The organism is Veillonellales bacterium, assembly GCA_039680175.1.
Taxonomy (GTDB): Bacteria; Bacillota; Negativicutes; order JAAYSF01; family JAAYSF01; genus JBDKTO01.
Genome location: JBDKTO010000065.1, coordinates 21,368 through 36,004 on the forward strand (window position 1 = coordinate 21,368; position 14,637 = coordinate 36,004).

Consider the following 14,637-nt stretch of genomic DNA (forward strand, 5'->3'; position numbering starts at 1 on the left):
AATATAATATATAGTAAGAAATAAGGAGGTGAGCCTATTCTCTCCGCTTGATGAGAGATGGGAATTGATTGGACCCTGCGTCTATCGCATTCAATTTAATATTTGTAATTTTTCTGGTTTTATTAAATGGTTTTTTCGTTGCCGCTGAATTTGCCATGGTAAAAGTGCGAAGCACCCGAATTGATACCTTGCTGCAGGAAGGAAACACAAGAGCCAGATCTGCCAAAAAGCTGGTCGACCATTTGGATGCGTATTTGTCAGGCTGCCAGTTAGGAATTACACTTGCATCCCTTGGTTTGGGCTGGATCGGTGAACCGGCTGTGGCCGAAATCATTAAACCGGTGCTTGCGGCTTTTGGCCTTTCACCCCAGGTAATTCACACCATTGCCTTTGCGATCGCCTTTTCTATTATTACCGCTTTGCACATCATCTTAGGCGAATTGGCTCCAAAATCATTAGCCATACAAAAAGCTGACAGCGTGACCCTATGGACATCAGTGCCGTTAATTGGCTTTTGCAAGCTGATGTATCCGTTCATCTGGGTTTTAAATACAACTGCCAACCGGCTGCTGCATACAGTCGGCATCCAAACCGCCAATGAACATGAAGCCGCCCATACGGAAGAAGAGATCCGGATTTTAATGGAAGAAAGCCAAAAGCAAGGTTACATTAACAAAACAGAGCTTACTTTTGTTGACAATATTTTTGATTTTGCCGAAAGAAATGCCCGTGAAGTCATGATTCCCCGTACCGACATGGTTTGCCTGTATGCGGAAGATTCTTTTGCGGAAAATCTTGATAAAGCGCTGACGGAGCAGCTAACCCGCTATCCTGTATGTGATCCTGATAAAGACAGCATTATTGGCTTTGTTCATATTAAAGATTTGCTGAATGCAGTTGCCAAAGGGCAGCGTCCCGACATTCGTAAAATAGCCCGTGAAATCATTGCAATTCCGGAATCTATGCCTATCAGCGATTTACTCAGACTGCTGCAGAAGAACCGCTCTCAAATTGCCATTGTAGTGGACGAGTATGGCGGGACAGCCGGGTTGGTAACAGTAGAAGATATTCTGGAGGAAATCGTCGGCGAAATTCAGGATGAATTTGATGAAGAAGAGCCTTTAGTGGAACCCGCCGAAGATAATGGATATTGGGTAGATGGGCGCCTGCCCATTCATGAGGCAAACGAAATATTCGGATTGAAGCTTGATTCGGACGATTTTGATACAATTGGCGGCTGGATGTACTCTCAAGTGGAGATGCCGCCTAAAATTGATCAAAAAATTGAGTATGAAGATTGTGAATTTATCATCAAAGAAGTGAATAACGTACGGATTCACCGAATTTTTCTACGCAAGCGTGAAAAAAACGAAGTATCGCCAAGCAGTGAATCCATTCCTTCCTAGTAAGAAAGCTCCTACAGCCATAGCAGGCTGCAGGAGCTTATTGTTTTTTTATCGTCCGGTATAATCCCGGTCTACTGTAATGACCGCTTTATACCCCGGATGTTCCCGTTGAATGGCAGCATTAATATCCACTGTAAGCTTTTCCTCCTCTGTTTCAGTGATTTTTTTATCAAAGCCGATGACAATATCAAAAATCAAATTCTTCTTTTCGCCTTTTCCCACAACCCTAAAATCATGAAAGGATTTGATCGGCGGAAATTGCTTCACTACCTGCTCCACTAGGTCATGGGCGTCGGCAATTTCCTCCGAATCAAAACAGATGGGGTCCATGTGAATAACCAGGAACAGATTCAATTTTTGCGAAAGCTCCTTTTCCGCCTGATCAATGACTTCGTGAATTTTCACAATGGATATATTATAAGGAACCTCGGCATGAATGGAAGCCATCGTTCTGCCGGGGCCGTAATTATGAATGATCAGATCGTGTACTCCCATAATATGCTCATAGCCAAGCACCAATGTTTTAATCTCTTTGACTAATTGGGGGTCAGGCGGCTGCCCCAAAAGGGGATTGATTGTCTCTTTGACCAGGGATATTCCTGATAAAAAGATAAATATCGCCACAACGATCCCCACATAGCCGTCAATATTGACTCCAAACAGATAAGACACTGCTAAGGAGAGAATAACGCCGCTTAATATTGCCACATCATTTAAAGCATCCGCTCCGGTCGCTTCCAATGTGGCGGAACGGATCATTTTCCCCAAAGATTTATTAAAATAACTCAGCCATAACTTTAACGGGATCGTAAGAATAATGATACCGAAAGTCAGCAGATTAAAACTTACTTCCTGCGGCTGCAGAATCCTCTCGAACGAGGTTTTAATAAACTGAAGTCCAACCACCAGGATGAGAAACGAGACAACAAGTGCCGCAATATATTCCATTCTGCCATGACCAAAGGGATGGCCTTTATCTGCCGGTTTATTGGAAAGTCGGAACCCAAAGAGAGTCACTATGGAAGCGGTGACATCGGCCAGATTATGAAATGCATCGGCAATGATGGCAATACTGTTGGTTGCCAGTCCGAGAATAATCTCGACGGTAAACAGGATGAAATTAATCACTATCCCCAAAATGCCGCTTGCAATGCCGTATTTTTCTCTTACCCCGGTATCATTGATATCCTGATAATTTTTTATAAATCGTGATATTACAAATTGTGCTGTCATATGCATCACTCCACTACAAAATCCGTTAATCCATACTTTTCCTTCGTCTGACTAAAACAGTGACAACTGCGGCTTTTTCAGCGTTTTCGTCTCTCTGTCGGTTACAAGATCAGCCGGATTCGGTTCACCGATTAAAATAGCTGATTGAGGGTTATGACGCTGCCAATTGTTCAGCGCAGCGGTCCGGCTCATTGTGGCGTAACAATAAACACAGCCGTGGAGGCAGCAATCATAGCTTCCGATATCCACACTTTCGCTGCAGCCGCAAGCCCCACGCTGATTCAAGTCCTTTCTCACCTGTATGGGGCAGCCAATGATTCTTTCCACCATCTCTTTATCAATACAGGCTGCACGGGCAATACCGTATCGGCTCAAATCAATTTTTTCGGAGCAGGCAGACAGCATCATCCCCTGCTCTTTGGCAATTTGGGAAAACCCTGCGGCGATACGGTTCATATCCCATTCATTGACTTCCTCATCAACAATTCCCTTTGCCCTTCCCCGGCTCTTTGCATAACGATCAACAAAGCTGAAAATGCACCTGTCGGTATAACCGCCCAGCGTATCCGCCATTTTCTGATACGAATCCAGATGATATTGTACAGTAAACTCCCGATTCACAATGACCGGATCGTAGCGCCAGACAATCCGCCGGGAGCCGATTGCCTCACTAAGCTGTTTAAAGGTTTCCACGATCTCCGTTTTCGGCGGCAGTCCCGGTTCCACCCGCTCATCATAGGGGTTCAGGGTAAACTGGAAGTAAAAGGGGTAACCCATTTTTTCGATATCACCCAGCCTGCTTAGCAGTGGCCGGGGATTTTTCGTCCAAAACACAATGCAGTCAACTGCCGCCGGCGTTAAACGCACCCGGCTGCAGCGATTCGGATTTCTTGGGTTTTTAACCAGGACAAACCCTTCCCTCAGCCGGTTCATAAACCACTGGGAATAAAAAGCCGGTATATCCGTCCGCCGGCTGGCGCTAAGAATCATTTTCCATCACCCGGATTTTTTCTATTCTGTCAGCTTATCGTTTCATTCTGCGAATTATTTCTTTTGCTTGTTGATCCACGCGATAAGATTCCGTAATTTTCTGAAGAGCTTTGTTGTATGTAAAATCGTCCAGTGTATTATTTTTTAAATAAGCCATTACCGGTTCAGGCAGCTTTATATAACAGACGGACAGCGCCCAGGCAACGGCCATTTTGGCATAATAGCCGTCATTTTTGACACGATCCAGTGATTGCAAAACACGGCCGATATATTCCTCGTCAATATAAAAATGCAGCAGCATGACCACGCCGAAACGCACTTCATATTCTTTTGCCGACGCCAGGTAGGGTTGTAAAAAACTCCAAACCTGCTGCCGGTACTTCCCGGTAAACTTCAGGCCGCTGCAGAAACTGTCACACACCGACCAGTTATCGATCCTGGGTATAAACTGAACAACATAGGGTAGAATTTCTTCGATATCTGCTTTTGCATAACCGATCACCATGCCCTGCAGCATGATTTCTTCAAAATATTTGCTTGGTGCGCCAGCTAAATAACTGCGCCAATCCGTTTGGGCGATTTTCCTCGCCAGCCGTCGCAGCACCGGCAGCCTAACACCCAGGACATTGCCGGTGCCGGGCAGAAGCGTTGACGAGAATTTTTGATATTCCCCGTCGACCGAGGCAAACAATTGATCCCTGATTGTTTTCTCCACTATGTTACTCCTTATATACCCCTCGCAGCAAGCTGATTTCTTCGGCATAACCAGGCAATTCGTTGGGAGTTTCGAGAAAAAAGGGTAGCTGGCGCAGCTTGGGATGATTAATAATACGGGTAATGGCCGCCAGCCCGATGGAGCCTTTGCCGATTTTAGCGTGGCGGTCTTTATGACTGCCCAGCGGGTTCATGCTGTCGTTTAAATGGATCGCATACAGTCGATCCAGACCGATAATAGCATCAAACTCGTCCAGCACCCCGTCAAGATCATTTACAATATCATAACCGCCGTCATAAATATGACAAGTATCAAGACAAACCCCCATCTTCTGTTTAAGTGCTACACCGTCTAAAATCTGCCGCAGTTCTTCAAAGGTACGGCCAACCTCAGAGCCTTTGCCTGCCATTGTTTCCAGCAGGACAATGGTAGTCTGTTCCGGTTTTAAGATGGCGTTGAGCATTGTGATAATCTGCTCAATACCGATCTGCGCTCCCTGCCCTACATGGCTGCCGGGGTGAAAGTTATACAGGTTGTTGGGCAGATATTCCATGCGAGCCAAATCATCGGCCATCGTTTTCCCGGTAAACGTTCTTATTTTCTCATCGGCGGAACAGGCATTGAGGGTATAAGGCGCATGGCCCAAAATGGCGGCAAACCGGTTTTCTTTTGCCAACTCCAATAGTGCCGCTACATCTTGGGGATCAATCTCTTTGGCCTTGCTGCCTCTCGGATTGCGAGTAAAGAACTGAAAGGTGTTAGCGTTTATTTGAAGAGCATCCTTTCCCATCGCTTTAAAGCCTTTTGCTGCGGACAAATGACAGCCGATATCCAACATAACGATTCCTTCTTTCGGGGGGCAGTGCCGGACTTGAATTCATTATTCACTTCTGGCACTGTCCCGCTTCATTTCCCTTTACCTTGCCTGCCACCAAAAATAGAGTACGGTAATTCCTCCGTATACCACGGTAAGAGTACGATATTCATCAACCGTCTTAAACGTTACCGACACATAGATCAGGCCGGAAAGCAGCAGCAAAGCTGTCAGCCGGCAGATAAATTTCTTAAACTTCTTCTTTCCCGGCCGGTTTGCCGGAATAGCGGAATCTACCGGTGAATATTTTTTTACTGCCGTGTCATCGAGCAGAGGCAATGGCTGGGTATCTTCCAGCGGATTGCTCAATTGCCTGCCGCAGCAGCGGCAATAGACGGCACGAAATGAATTTTTTTCTCCGCAAAAGCTGCAATACATAACAACCTCACCCATACAAATTTCTGTCAATAACAGTATTCCCAAATTCCTTTATTTGTCGATCATTGAGCTAAACTCCCCGCCGGCCTGGACTCTAACTCCTTGCAGTGGGTTTCTTTGATCAAAAGAGCACACAATAAACCAGCCACTAAGACCCCGGCACAAAACAAAAAAGCACTTTGATAGGCAGCCACCGGATAAAGCCTGACTCCCTGTTCCACGCTTCCCTGCCAATATTGATCAAGAATCCAGCCAAAAGGCGCCTGCAGCAGCGCTCCGCCGACAAAGGCACCGGAATTTGCTATACCGGCGGCCATCCCCGTTAAATGTCTGGGGTTTACTTCCTTGACGCACGCCACCGTAAGCGATACCCCGGATACTCCCAGGCCCAGTGCCAGACAAATGGGATACAGCATCCATTCCGGCGGCTGCGCGCCATGCCAGATAGTTACCAGCCATGCCGCCAATATTCCTGCGGCAGAGCCAACATAAGGCCAGCGTCTGAACCCCAGCCGGTCAGACAAAAATCCCAGCAGCGGCGCTCCCACCATATTACCGATAACCATGAACAGCATATGGTTGGCAGCGGCCACCCGGGGCATACCATACACCTGCATTAAATAAGGGATTCCCCATACCCCGATAATAGACATATAAACTCCGTACATGGCAACAGAAGCTAAAAACGGCGGCCAGGTAAAGGGGTTTTTAAATACCACTTTCATCCTGGCAAGCACACTTTCCTTGCCCTTTTCTACCGGCGCACATATTTTCCCTTCCCGCTTTTCGATTTCTATTATTGAGGGAAGCCCAATATCTCCCGGCCGGTCCCGCACCATCAGCCAGCAAATCAGCGCCATCACCAGGGAATATGCCGCAATAAGATAAAAGGAAGAGCGCCAGCCGACAGCGTCAACAATAAAGGCCAGCGGCGTTGCTGCCAACAGAGAACCGGAATTGCCGACAAAAGTTAAGAGCCCCGACATTGTGGCAAATTCCCGCACCCGGAACCATTCTGCCTGAATCTTAGCGATATTCACGTAAATCAAGGCCACTCCCAGGCTGGAAAAAAAGCGTCCGGCATATAAACCGCCGATGCTGTCGGTCCAGCCAAAAAAAGCGGCGCCACAGGCCGATATTACTAAGGATAAGCTGACGACCCGCCTGGGCCCGTAATAATCCGCTAAAATCCCTGCCGGTACTTGCAGTATGGCATAGGTATAAAAATAAATTGACGACAAGATTCCCAAATCCGCCGCCCGCTCAATAACGAATTCACTCATAAGGCTGTCGGCTACTACCCCGGTTACCGTACGATGAAAGTAAGACGCTAAAAAAGCGAACGCCAGCGGCGTCCAAATGAACCAGCGGCGAATTTTAAGCCGTTGCATTTTTTGCTGATCCTGCAATACATCCAACCTCCATAAAACATAAAATACATACCAACAGCCTGATCCACTCATTCATCACGAGGGCTCAGGCTGCTTGCCTACCGCTTCCAGGTATAAGGGACTTTGCCCATCAAATCCTCCATAATCTGCTTTGCCAGGTAATCGGGATTTCCCATTACCGACCAATCGCCATCATAATCCCGGCTGTCGTGAATATCCAAAAATTGATTTTTTCCAACGTCATAACCAACAATCCGTATGGTCAAATCGGTTCGCTGAAACAAATCACCATCGCGGTTGCTAAAAGTAACTGCGGTGAAATTCGTAATTTGCGCCCCAATCACGATATCCGCTTGCAAGCTTGTCCCAATCTTCTGCAGCACCGCAGCATTGATTTTCCCCGGTTTATTCCGATTCTGCAATTCGGGGGGCAAGGCCAGCTGAACCTCCTTGGCCGGGATCACGTCATAAATAGTAATCACCTTAGCCAATGGCATATGAAACTTAGCTTGCAGCGCGTCAGCAATGACTTGTTCCGTATCCTGATCATGGGTATCGCTGCTGTTAAAAACAGGCAGCACGGCAATTCGCTGAGGTTCATAAGCCAGACACGAAGCAGGCAGCGTACCAGCAGCCAGAAAAAAAGTCATAAACAGAAGCGCCAGAACTTTCTTCATCATCATTCCTCCTGCTATTTCGTCTGCTGTTGGAAGGAATCATAAATTTTCTTGTATTCAAGCGTAGGCGGTATCGTTTGATACAAATAAAGATGAACACCGTTGGGATCATCCACCACAAAACCGCGTTCGCCCCAGGGCTTATCCTGCATTTCCTGCTGAATGCACAATCCGGCCTGTTTTAGTCTGGCATATTCCGCAGCCGCATTTTCCACCTCAAAAGATATAATCAATCCCCGACCGTCAAAAAACTCGCTTTCTTCCCGCTCAGCCAAAGCAAAGCTGATGCCGCCATTGATATCCGGCGACAGCAGTTCCACATACCAGTCGCTTTCATAAACAAGCCGAAAGCCAAAATACTTCTGATAAAAATTTTTTGATTCCTGCAATTTTTCCGTACTAATAGTAGCATCCATCCGCTTTATTTTCATAATACCGTCTCCATACAAACAATTTATTTACTGGTTCCTTTCGCCATCCATGCTGCAAACACCTGCCGCTTCCTGCCTGCTTCTCTTATTTCGCTTCATTCCGCCGCTATTTTTGTTTCAGCTTCGCCAGCGCATCCGCTAACGCAGTATTAACCGGTCCTGACTGCCGCTTGTTTTGTTCTCTTAGATACTGGGCAACGTCCTGTTTGGAAGCCTTGTCGCTCTCTTTTTGCTTGCGCTGGGTAAAAGCGGAAAGCTTCTCCCGGTAGCCGCAGCCGCAGACAAAAATCTGTCCTTCCCCTTCGCCCCGCAGTTCCAGCTTTTTGTGGCAATTGGGACATCTGGCATTGGTAATCCGGGCAATGCCCTTGCGATAACCGCATTCCCGATCCTGACAGACAAGCATTTTCCCTTTCTTACCGTTTACCTCCAGCAAATACTTGCCGCACTGCGGGCACTTCGTCCGGGTCATGTTATCATGATGGAACTGTGCCTGACTGTTTTTAATATCTCTTACAACTACATTGGCATATTGCCGCATTTCATTTACAAAAGCTGTTTTCGGTAAAGAACCCTTGGCAATGGAAGCCAGCTTTTGTTCCCATTGTGCCGTCAGTGTCGGTGATCTTAAGTCTTCCGGCACCAAAGATAGCAATTGCCGGCCCTTGGCGGTAATCCAGAGATCTTTGCCTTTCTTCTCGATTAAAAAGCTGTTAAACAGCTTCTCGATAATATCGGCCCGGGTCGCCACGGTTCCCAATCCGCCGGTCTCGCCGATAGTCTTTTTCAGCGCTTCACTCTCCCGGCTCATATACTTGACCGGATTCTCCATGGCGGAAAGCAAGCTGGCCTCGTTAAACGGTGCCGGCGGTTTTGTTTGTCCGCTGGTCAGGGTAATGGCGGTTATCGGCAATACCTCCCCCTGATGAATACTGGGCAGCAGCTGCTCGGCAATGTCCCCTTTCGTCTCTTCTTCCTCGAAATGGTTGCCGTAAACCTCTTTCCAGCCGGGCGCAATTACGGTTTTCCCCCGGGCGGTAAACAATTCCCCGCCGATTTTTGCCGTAACGGTAATTTGTTCATACTCAAAAGGTGGATATAATACGGCTAAGAACCGTTTGACCACTAAATCGTAGATTTTCCGTTCCTGATCATTGAAGGCGCTTAAGTTAACAAATTGCTCCGTAGGAATAATGGCGTGATGGTCGGATACCTTGCTGTCGTCGACAAAATGCTTGCCGGCCTTCAGCGGCCCTTTCGCCGCCTTAAAAGCCGGTTTTGCATAGGGACCAATACCGCAGGCACTTAGACGGTCTTTCATTGTATCCATAATGTCGGCGGAAAGATAGCGGGAATCCGTTCGCGGATAGGTCAGAACTTTATGATTCTCATACAGCCGCTGCATAATCGACAGTGTCTCTTTGGCCGAATAGCTGAAAATTTTATTGGCGTCCCGCTGCAGTTCCGTCAAATCATACAGCTGGGGAGAAAAGGTCTTCTTATGCACCTTATTTACTGCCACAACCTGAGCATTCTTTCCGGTCAGAGACCGTTGGATCTGTTCACACCGTTCTTTAGCGAAGCTCCTGCTGTCTTTCGTTTTGCCGTCCTGCCAGGTTAGCTTTAGCGAATGAGCGGCAGCCGTTATCCCATAAAATGTCTGCGGCTGGAAATTCTGAATCTCCTGCTCCCGGTTTGCAATAATGGCGAGAGTCGGCGTCTGAACCCTGCCGCAGGAAAGCTGGGCATTGTACTTGCAGGTTAAGGCCCGGGTGGCGTTGATGCCCACCAGCCAGTCAGCCTCAGCCCTGGCGACTGCCGATGCAAAGAGATTCTCATATTCCCTGCCGGGTCTTAATTTGCTGAATCCGGCTTGAATCGCCTTGTCGGTAACCGAGGAAATCCATAACCGTTTTACCGGTTTATGAATATGAGCCTTCTCCAGTATCCATCTGGCAACCAGCTCCCCCTCCCGCCCGGCATCGGTGGCGATAACAACTTCACCCACATCTTTCCGGTTCAGCTGCTCTTTCACTGTATTAAACTGTCTGCCGCTTTGCTTGATAACAACCAGTTTCAATTGCTGGGGCAGCATCGGCAGATCCTCCAGCCGCCAGGCTTTGTATTTTTCATCATAGGCTTCCGGATCGGCCAAAGTGACTAAATGCCCCAGAGCCCAGGTAACAATATGTTTTTCACCTTCAAAATAACCGTTTCCCTGTTTTTGACAATGGAGCACCCGGGCCAAATCCCGCCCGACAGAAGGCTTTTCCGCTAATACTAGTGCTTTACTCATCGTAAAATCCTCTCCCAATAAATTATACCTAAATCGTACCACAAATATAAAGATATTTTAGCACGAACTTGATCCTCTGGAATAAAAATCAAATGAAGAAACCCTAATGCCCCGCCGCGGCATTAGAGTACTTTTGTGCGGCATCATGAATTTTTCAACGTAAAAATGCTGATTTCCGGCGGACAGCCCAAGCGGAAAGGGAACCACTGGCCGGCACCGATATTCACGTAGCCATATGTTTCGTTTTCCTGATACAGCCCGCCCATGAAATCATAATGCACCGGCAGCAAAGAGTGTCCGAAAATCCTGACCTGTCCGCCATGAGTATGTCCGGCAAGAGTCAGGGGAATCCGCCTGTTAAATCCGTCAAACAGAAAATCCGGGTGGTGAGCCAGCAGGATTTGGAAAGCTCCCGCCGGCACATCCGCCACGGCACTTTCCATAAACTTATGCCGCAGCATCTCTCGTTCTGTCGCTGAATTGGTCCGGGGATAATCGACTCCCAAAAGATACAGTGATTCGCCGCCTGACTGAAGCTGCACACTGGTATTCTCCAGGATGGCAACCGGGCTTTTCACCAGTTCCCGGCGTATCCGGTTCACATCGCGAAAATATTCATGATTGCCCCAGCAAAAAAACATACCGAAAGGTATTGTCGCAGCCAGTTCAGTCAGTTTATCCACACTCGCAGTAAGCAAATCCAAATCATCAATTAAATCCCCGGTAATCACCACCAGATCCGGTTTTTCTTTTTTCACCAGCCGCAGCACGTAGTCCAGCCTGCCTAAATTAAAATAGGGACCTAAATGAGCATCACTGATTTGAGCGATTTTCAAGCCGTTAAAAGCGGCAGGAAGTTCCTGCCAGCTTAAATTCAGACGACGAACCGTCATGGTTGCCTCGGCGGAGCATACGCCAAAAGTGCTGGGAACAAAAGCCAAAACGGGAACCGCATACAGCGTATTCTGCAAAAAGGCGCGGCGCGTGACTGTCAGTCCCTCTCTTGGCTCAGTCTCTGGCTCACTGCAAATGCCGCGAACCAGGCGCCGGACTACAAACAGCAGGGGAAAACACACCAGCAGAACAATCTCGCCGGTCACCCAGATAAAGCCCGGATAAGCCATGGGCGACAACCATTGGTAAAGGGGCAGATTAAACCGGGTCAGCCAGCTATAGCTGATGGAGGAGCAGGCGGCCAGCGTAATCAGCCAGTAGCCGCAGCGAACCCAGGACGGATAGGGCCGGGGATACCATTTGACCAGCAGCCGCCAATTCACCCAGCAAATCAGAAAAATAAGCGCAATGAGCACTGGATAAAACAAACGCATGGATTCTCCTCCCAATCGTTACTCGGCCGAGCGCCTGTCTGATGCGGGGTTCGCCTGATGAATGTTCACAATCCGGCCTCTTGTCACTTGCTTGGCCGCAATCTCTATTTTCAGCGTTTTTTCATATTTCCCCAGAAAAGCCAGTTCCTTGCGATCGGCAAGGGAAATGGCAGTACCCTTTTTGCCGGCGCGGCCCGTCCGCCCTACCCGGTGAAGATACACTCTGGGATCTTCCGGCAAGTTCAGATTAAATACATATTCAATACCCGGTATATCCAACCCGCGGGCTGCCACATCGGAAGCAACCAGCAGCTGGATCTTCCCGCTGCGAAAACCGTCCAAGGCCATTTTGCGGTCAGTCTTCACTGAACCGCCGTGAATGCCGGCGGTTTTCAACCCAATGTAATTCAGCTTATCTACCAGCCGATCAATATTGTCGCCGCTGTTAACAAAAACCAACGCCTGCTCAACCGGTATCCCTCTGACCAGCTTCCGCAGCGTCTCCAGTTTATCCCGCTGTGCCGTAAGAAAATACATATGCTCAATCCGCGGGGAAACTGCCTCCGGTTCGGTTACCCGAATTACTTCCGGTTCCCGCAGCAGCGGTTTCGCTTTTTCCATCGCAACAGGGGTAATCGTAGCGGAAAACAACAGCATTTGCCGGTCTCTCAGCGTCGTCTTGATAACCGCTTTTACCCCGTCCAGATTTTGGTCGTCCAGAAGACGGTCGGCTTCATCCAAAATGATTGTTTTGATGGTTTGCGACGTAATCTTCTTTTTTTGAATCAGTTCCAGAATCCGTCCGCCGGAACCCACGATGATATGAGGCTTCTCTCTCAGTTTTTCGATCTGGCGGGTAATATTCACATTGCCGATAACCGGTGATGACGTAACCGGCAGTCCTGAGTTTTCCGCCAGCAGTTCAATCTGACGCTGTATTTGAATAGCCAGTTCATGGGTCGGCGTAAGAATGATGGCCTGCATTTCCCGTTTCGTAAGATCCAGTTTTTGAAACAAAGGCAGCAAATAAGCCAGCGTCTTGCCGGTCCCGGTTGCCGACTGCCCAATAACGTCTTTTCCCTGCAGGACCGGGGGAATCACCCGCTGCTGCACTCCCGTCGGAGCGGTAATACCGGCTTGCTTCAATCCTGCCACCAGCGACGCCGTGATTCCCAATTGTTCAAAAGATTGATTCATAGTCCTTCTCCCTCAAAATAGATTCAATATTTCTTTATTCTAAAGCAGCCTCTTTCATTATACCCTATTTTGTGCCGTTCATAACGAAAACTGCATTTTCCCGTGTCCTTTGTGTCTTCGCGGTTATCGTTCCCCAGGCGGGGATGCAGGGCTTTGAAACCACGAAGGCGCAAAGAGCGCAAAGGGGTTATGGTTTTTATTCTATTTTCCCTTCTTTTTCCGTGTCCTTTGTGCCTTCGCGGTTATCGTTCCCCATTTTGTTCTGCTTGCGGTACGATAGCGGCATAGCCTATCTTATATTAGCGCAAACTGATATAATGATGGGTACTATCCGATAATGAAAAGAAGAGGTGTATTCAATGTCGTCAGACTTCACCGCGCTGGGTATCCGGCGTGAAATAAATGACTCCTTACGGGACAGCGGCATCACCAGCCCTACCCCCGTCCAGCTTCAGGCCATTCCGCTGCTGATGGCAGGAAAAGATCTGATTGCCCAGTCCCAAACCGGTACCGGAAAAACCCTTGCCTTTCTGCTGCCTATTTTGGAAAAAATCAAAATAAGCGCTCCTTACGTCCAAGCATTAATTGTAACACCGACTAGGGAACTGGCTCGGCAAATAACAAAAGAAACAACGAAACTGGCCCAACCCATGGGCATCAATGTTCTCTCCGCCTACGGCGGTGAGGCGGTTGAGCAGCAAATCAGAAAACTAAAAGGCAATCCCCACATTGTAATCGGCACACCGGGCCGGCTGCTGGATCATGCCCGGCGCAAAACCCTGCAGCTGTCCGGCGTGTCAACACTGGTCATTGACGAAGCCGATCAAATGCTGCATATGGGTTTTTTAGAAGACATGGAAGAAATCATCGCCCAAACCTCCGGCAAACGGCAAACAATGTTGTTCTCAGCCACCATGCCTGCCAAAATCCGGGCCCTCGCCTCTCAATATATGAAGCAGCCGGTCAACATCAGCATCGAAAGTTCGCATGTGACATTGGACGAAATCAAGCAAATCACCGTGGAGCTTGCCGAAGCCGACAAACTTGACAAGCTTTGCGGCATGATTGATCGCTATCAGCCCTATTTAGCCATTGTATTCTGTCATACCCGCGAACGGGTCATCTCCGTCAATACTGCTCTCAGCCAACGGGGATATGCTTCCGATGAACTCCACGGCGAGCTGACTCAGGCCAAGCGGACACAAGTCATGCGGCGCTTCAGCAGCGCCAAGCTGCAGATATTGGTAGCCACCGATATCGCCGCCCGGGGACTGGATATTGAAGGCGTCACCCATGTATTTAATTATGACATTCCCCATGATGCCGAAAGCTATATCCACCGCATCGGTCGAACCGGTCGGGCCGGAGAAACCGGCACGGCGGTTACCTTTGTTACCCCGGCGGAACATCTTTATCTGCGGCTGATCGAGCAGGCTATCCGCGCGCCCATTGAAAAGCAGAAAGCAAACGGACAAACGGTTATTAAGAAAGCGAGCACGGCCTACAAACGCAAGGCTGGCGATACTGTAAGGCCGGATAAAAAAAATGATTTCACACCTACCGGTAAAAAGCCGCCAAAAAAAACCGTCAGCCACAGCGGCAGCAATCTGCGAAGCCGCCGCAAGCTCAAGACGGCTGGAGAAAATGTCGCTAAAAAGTCCTATGGTGCTAAAAGAAAGGCAGCCCGGCATTAAGGCTGCGGAGTTGATTTGGCGCATAGC

Annotated in this window: 13 protein-coding genes; 2 read left to right on the plus strand and 11 right to left on the minus strand. The window is 48.4% G+C overall.

Annotated elements, in window-relative coordinates:
* The first annotated feature begins 68 nt into the window (after nt 1-68).
* Nucleotides 69-1,406 carry a hemolysin family protein gene (locus ABFC84_09895; GenBank protein MEN6413048.1) on the plus strand — a complete coding sequence of 446 codons (1,338 nt, stop codon included), beginning with the start codon at nt 69-71 and terminating at the stop codon, nt 1,404-1,406.
* Between the two features lie 48 nt (nt 1,407-1,454).
* Here the strand turns inward: ABFC84_09895 and ABFC84_09900 are convergent, their stop codons facing one another.
* The 11 genes from ABFC84_09900 to ABFC84_09950 form a co-directional block, all read right to left on the minus strand.
* Nucleotides 1,455-2,639: a cation diffusion facilitator family transporter gene (locus ABFC84_09900; GenBank protein MEN6413049.1), complete on the minus strand. Its 1,185-nt coding sequence runs from the start codon at nt 2,637-2,639 to the stop codon at nt 1,455-1,457.
* Between the two features lie 51 nt (nt 2,640-2,690).
* Nucleotides 2,691-3,629, minus strand: coding sequence for a DUF1848 domain-containing protein (locus tag ABFC84_09905; protein MEN6413050.1), 939 nt, complete (start codon nt 3,627-3,629; stop codon nt 2,691-2,693).
* Between the two features lie 34 nt (nt 3,630-3,663).
* Complete coding sequence (locus ABFC84_09910; protein ID MEN6413051.1) at nt 3,664-4,344, minus strand: DNA alkylation repair protein; 681 nt, start codon at nt 4,342-4,344, stop codon at nt 3,664-3,666.
* A 4-nt stretch (nt 4,345-4,348) separates the two neighbouring features.
* Nucleotides 4,349-5,182 (minus strand): deoxyribonuclease IV, encoded by an 834-nt coding sequence (locus ABFC84_09915; GenBank protein MEN6413052.1) that lies wholly within the window; start codon nt 5,180-5,182, stop codon nt 4,349-4,351.
* A gap of 78 nt (nt 5,183-5,260) precedes the next feature.
* Nucleotides 5,261-5,611, minus strand: a complete 351-nt coding sequence (locus ABFC84_09920; GenBank protein MEN6413053.1) for a hypothetical protein — start codon at nt 5,609-5,611, stop codon at nt 5,261-5,263.
* A 47-nt stretch (nt 5,612-5,658) separates the two neighbouring features.
* The gene (locus ABFC84_09925) at nt 5,659-6,987 is read right to left on the minus strand and encodes an MFS transporter (protein ID MEN6413054.1); all 1,329 of its coding nucleotides are present in this window, start codon (nt 6,985-6,987) and stop codon (nt 5,659-5,661) included.
* Between the two features lie 98 nt (nt 6,988-7,085).
* Nucleotides 7,086-7,664: a hypothetical protein gene (locus tag ABFC84_09930; protein ID MEN6413055.1), complete on the minus strand. Its 579-nt coding sequence runs from the start codon at nt 7,662-7,664 to the stop codon at nt 7,086-7,088.
* Nucleotides 7,665-7,678: 14 nt separating this feature from the next.
* Nucleotides 7,679-8,095, minus strand: coding sequence for a VOC family protein (locus tag ABFC84_09935; protein ID MEN6413056.1), 417 nt, complete (start codon nt 8,093-8,095; stop codon nt 7,679-7,681).
* 106 nt (nt 8,096-8,201) lie between these two features.
* A complete protein-coding gene (locus ABFC84_09940) occupies nt 8,202-10,391 on the minus strand; it encodes a DNA topoisomerase III (GenBank protein ID MEN6413057.1) in 2,190 nt (729 codons plus the stop codon).
* 143 nt (nt 10,392-10,534) lie between these two features.
* Nucleotides 10,535-11,719: a metallophosphoesterase gene (locus ABFC84_09945; protein ID MEN6413058.1), complete on the minus strand. Its 1,185-nt coding sequence runs from the start codon at nt 11,717-11,719 to the stop codon at nt 10,535-10,537.
* A gap of 18 nt (nt 11,720-11,737) precedes the next feature.
* Nucleotides 11,738-12,916: a DEAD/DEAH box helicase gene (locus ABFC84_09950; GenBank protein ID MEN6413059.1), complete on the minus strand. Its 1,179-nt coding sequence runs from the start codon at nt 12,914-12,916 to the stop codon at nt 11,738-11,740.
* 359 nt (nt 12,917-13,275) lie between these two features.
* Here ABFC84_09950 and ABFC84_09955 point away from each other — a divergent pair, with 359 nt between their 5' ends.
* On the plus strand, nt 13,276-14,610 hold the full coding sequence (locus ABFC84_09955) for a DEAD/DEAH box helicase (protein MEN6413060.1): 1,335 nt from the start codon (nt 13,276-13,278) through the stop codon (nt 14,608-14,610).
* The last annotated feature ends 27 nt before the right edge of the window (nt 14,611-14,637 follow it).

What these genes read in the sequence shown, in the direction of transcription:
- ABFC84_09955 (MEN6413060.1), top strand. Translation starts at nt 13,276, where the DNA reads ATGTCGTCAGACTTCACCGCGCTGGGTATCCGGCGTGAAATAAATGAC.
- ABFC84_09900 (MEN6413049.1), bottom strand. Translation starts at nt 2,639, where the DNA reads ATGACAGCACAATTTGTAATATCACGATTTATAAAAAATTATCAGGAT.
- ABFC84_09950 (MEN6413059.1), bottom strand. Translation starts at nt 12,916, where the DNA reads ATGAATCAATCTTTTGAACAATTGGGAATCACGGCGTCGCTGGTGGCA.
- ABFC84_09930 (MEN6413055.1), bottom strand. Translation starts at nt 7,664, where the DNA reads ATGAAGAAAGTTCTGGCGCTTCTGTTTATGACTTTTTTTCTGGCTGCT.
- ABFC84_09915 (MEN6413052.1), bottom strand. Translation starts at nt 5,182, where the DNA reads ATGTTGGATATCGGCTGTCATTTGTCCGCAGCAAAAGGCTTTAAAGCG.
- ABFC84_09925 (MEN6413054.1), bottom strand. Translation starts at nt 6,987, where the DNA reads ATGCAACGGCTTAAAATTCGCCGCTGGTTCATTTGGACGCCGCTGGCG.
- ABFC84_09945 (MEN6413058.1), bottom strand. Translation starts at nt 11,719, where the DNA reads ATGCGTTTGTTTTATCCAGTGCTCATTGCGCTTATTTTTCTGATTTGC.
- ABFC84_09920 (MEN6413053.1), bottom strand. Translation starts at nt 5,611, where the DNA reads ATGGGTGAGGTTGTTATGTATTGCAGCTTTTGCGGAGAAAAAAATTCA.
- ABFC84_09935 (MEN6413056.1), bottom strand. Translation starts at nt 8,095, where the DNA reads ATGAAAATAAAGCGGATGGATGCTACTATTAGTACGGAAAAATTGCAG.
- ABFC84_09905 (MEN6413050.1), bottom strand. Translation starts at nt 3,629, where the DNA reads ATGATTCTTAGCGCCAGCCGGCGGACGGATATACCGGCTTTTTATTCC.
- ABFC84_09940 (MEN6413057.1), bottom strand. Translation starts at nt 10,391, where the DNA reads ATGAGTAAAGCACTAGTATTAGCGGAAAAGCCTTCTGTCGGGCGGGAT.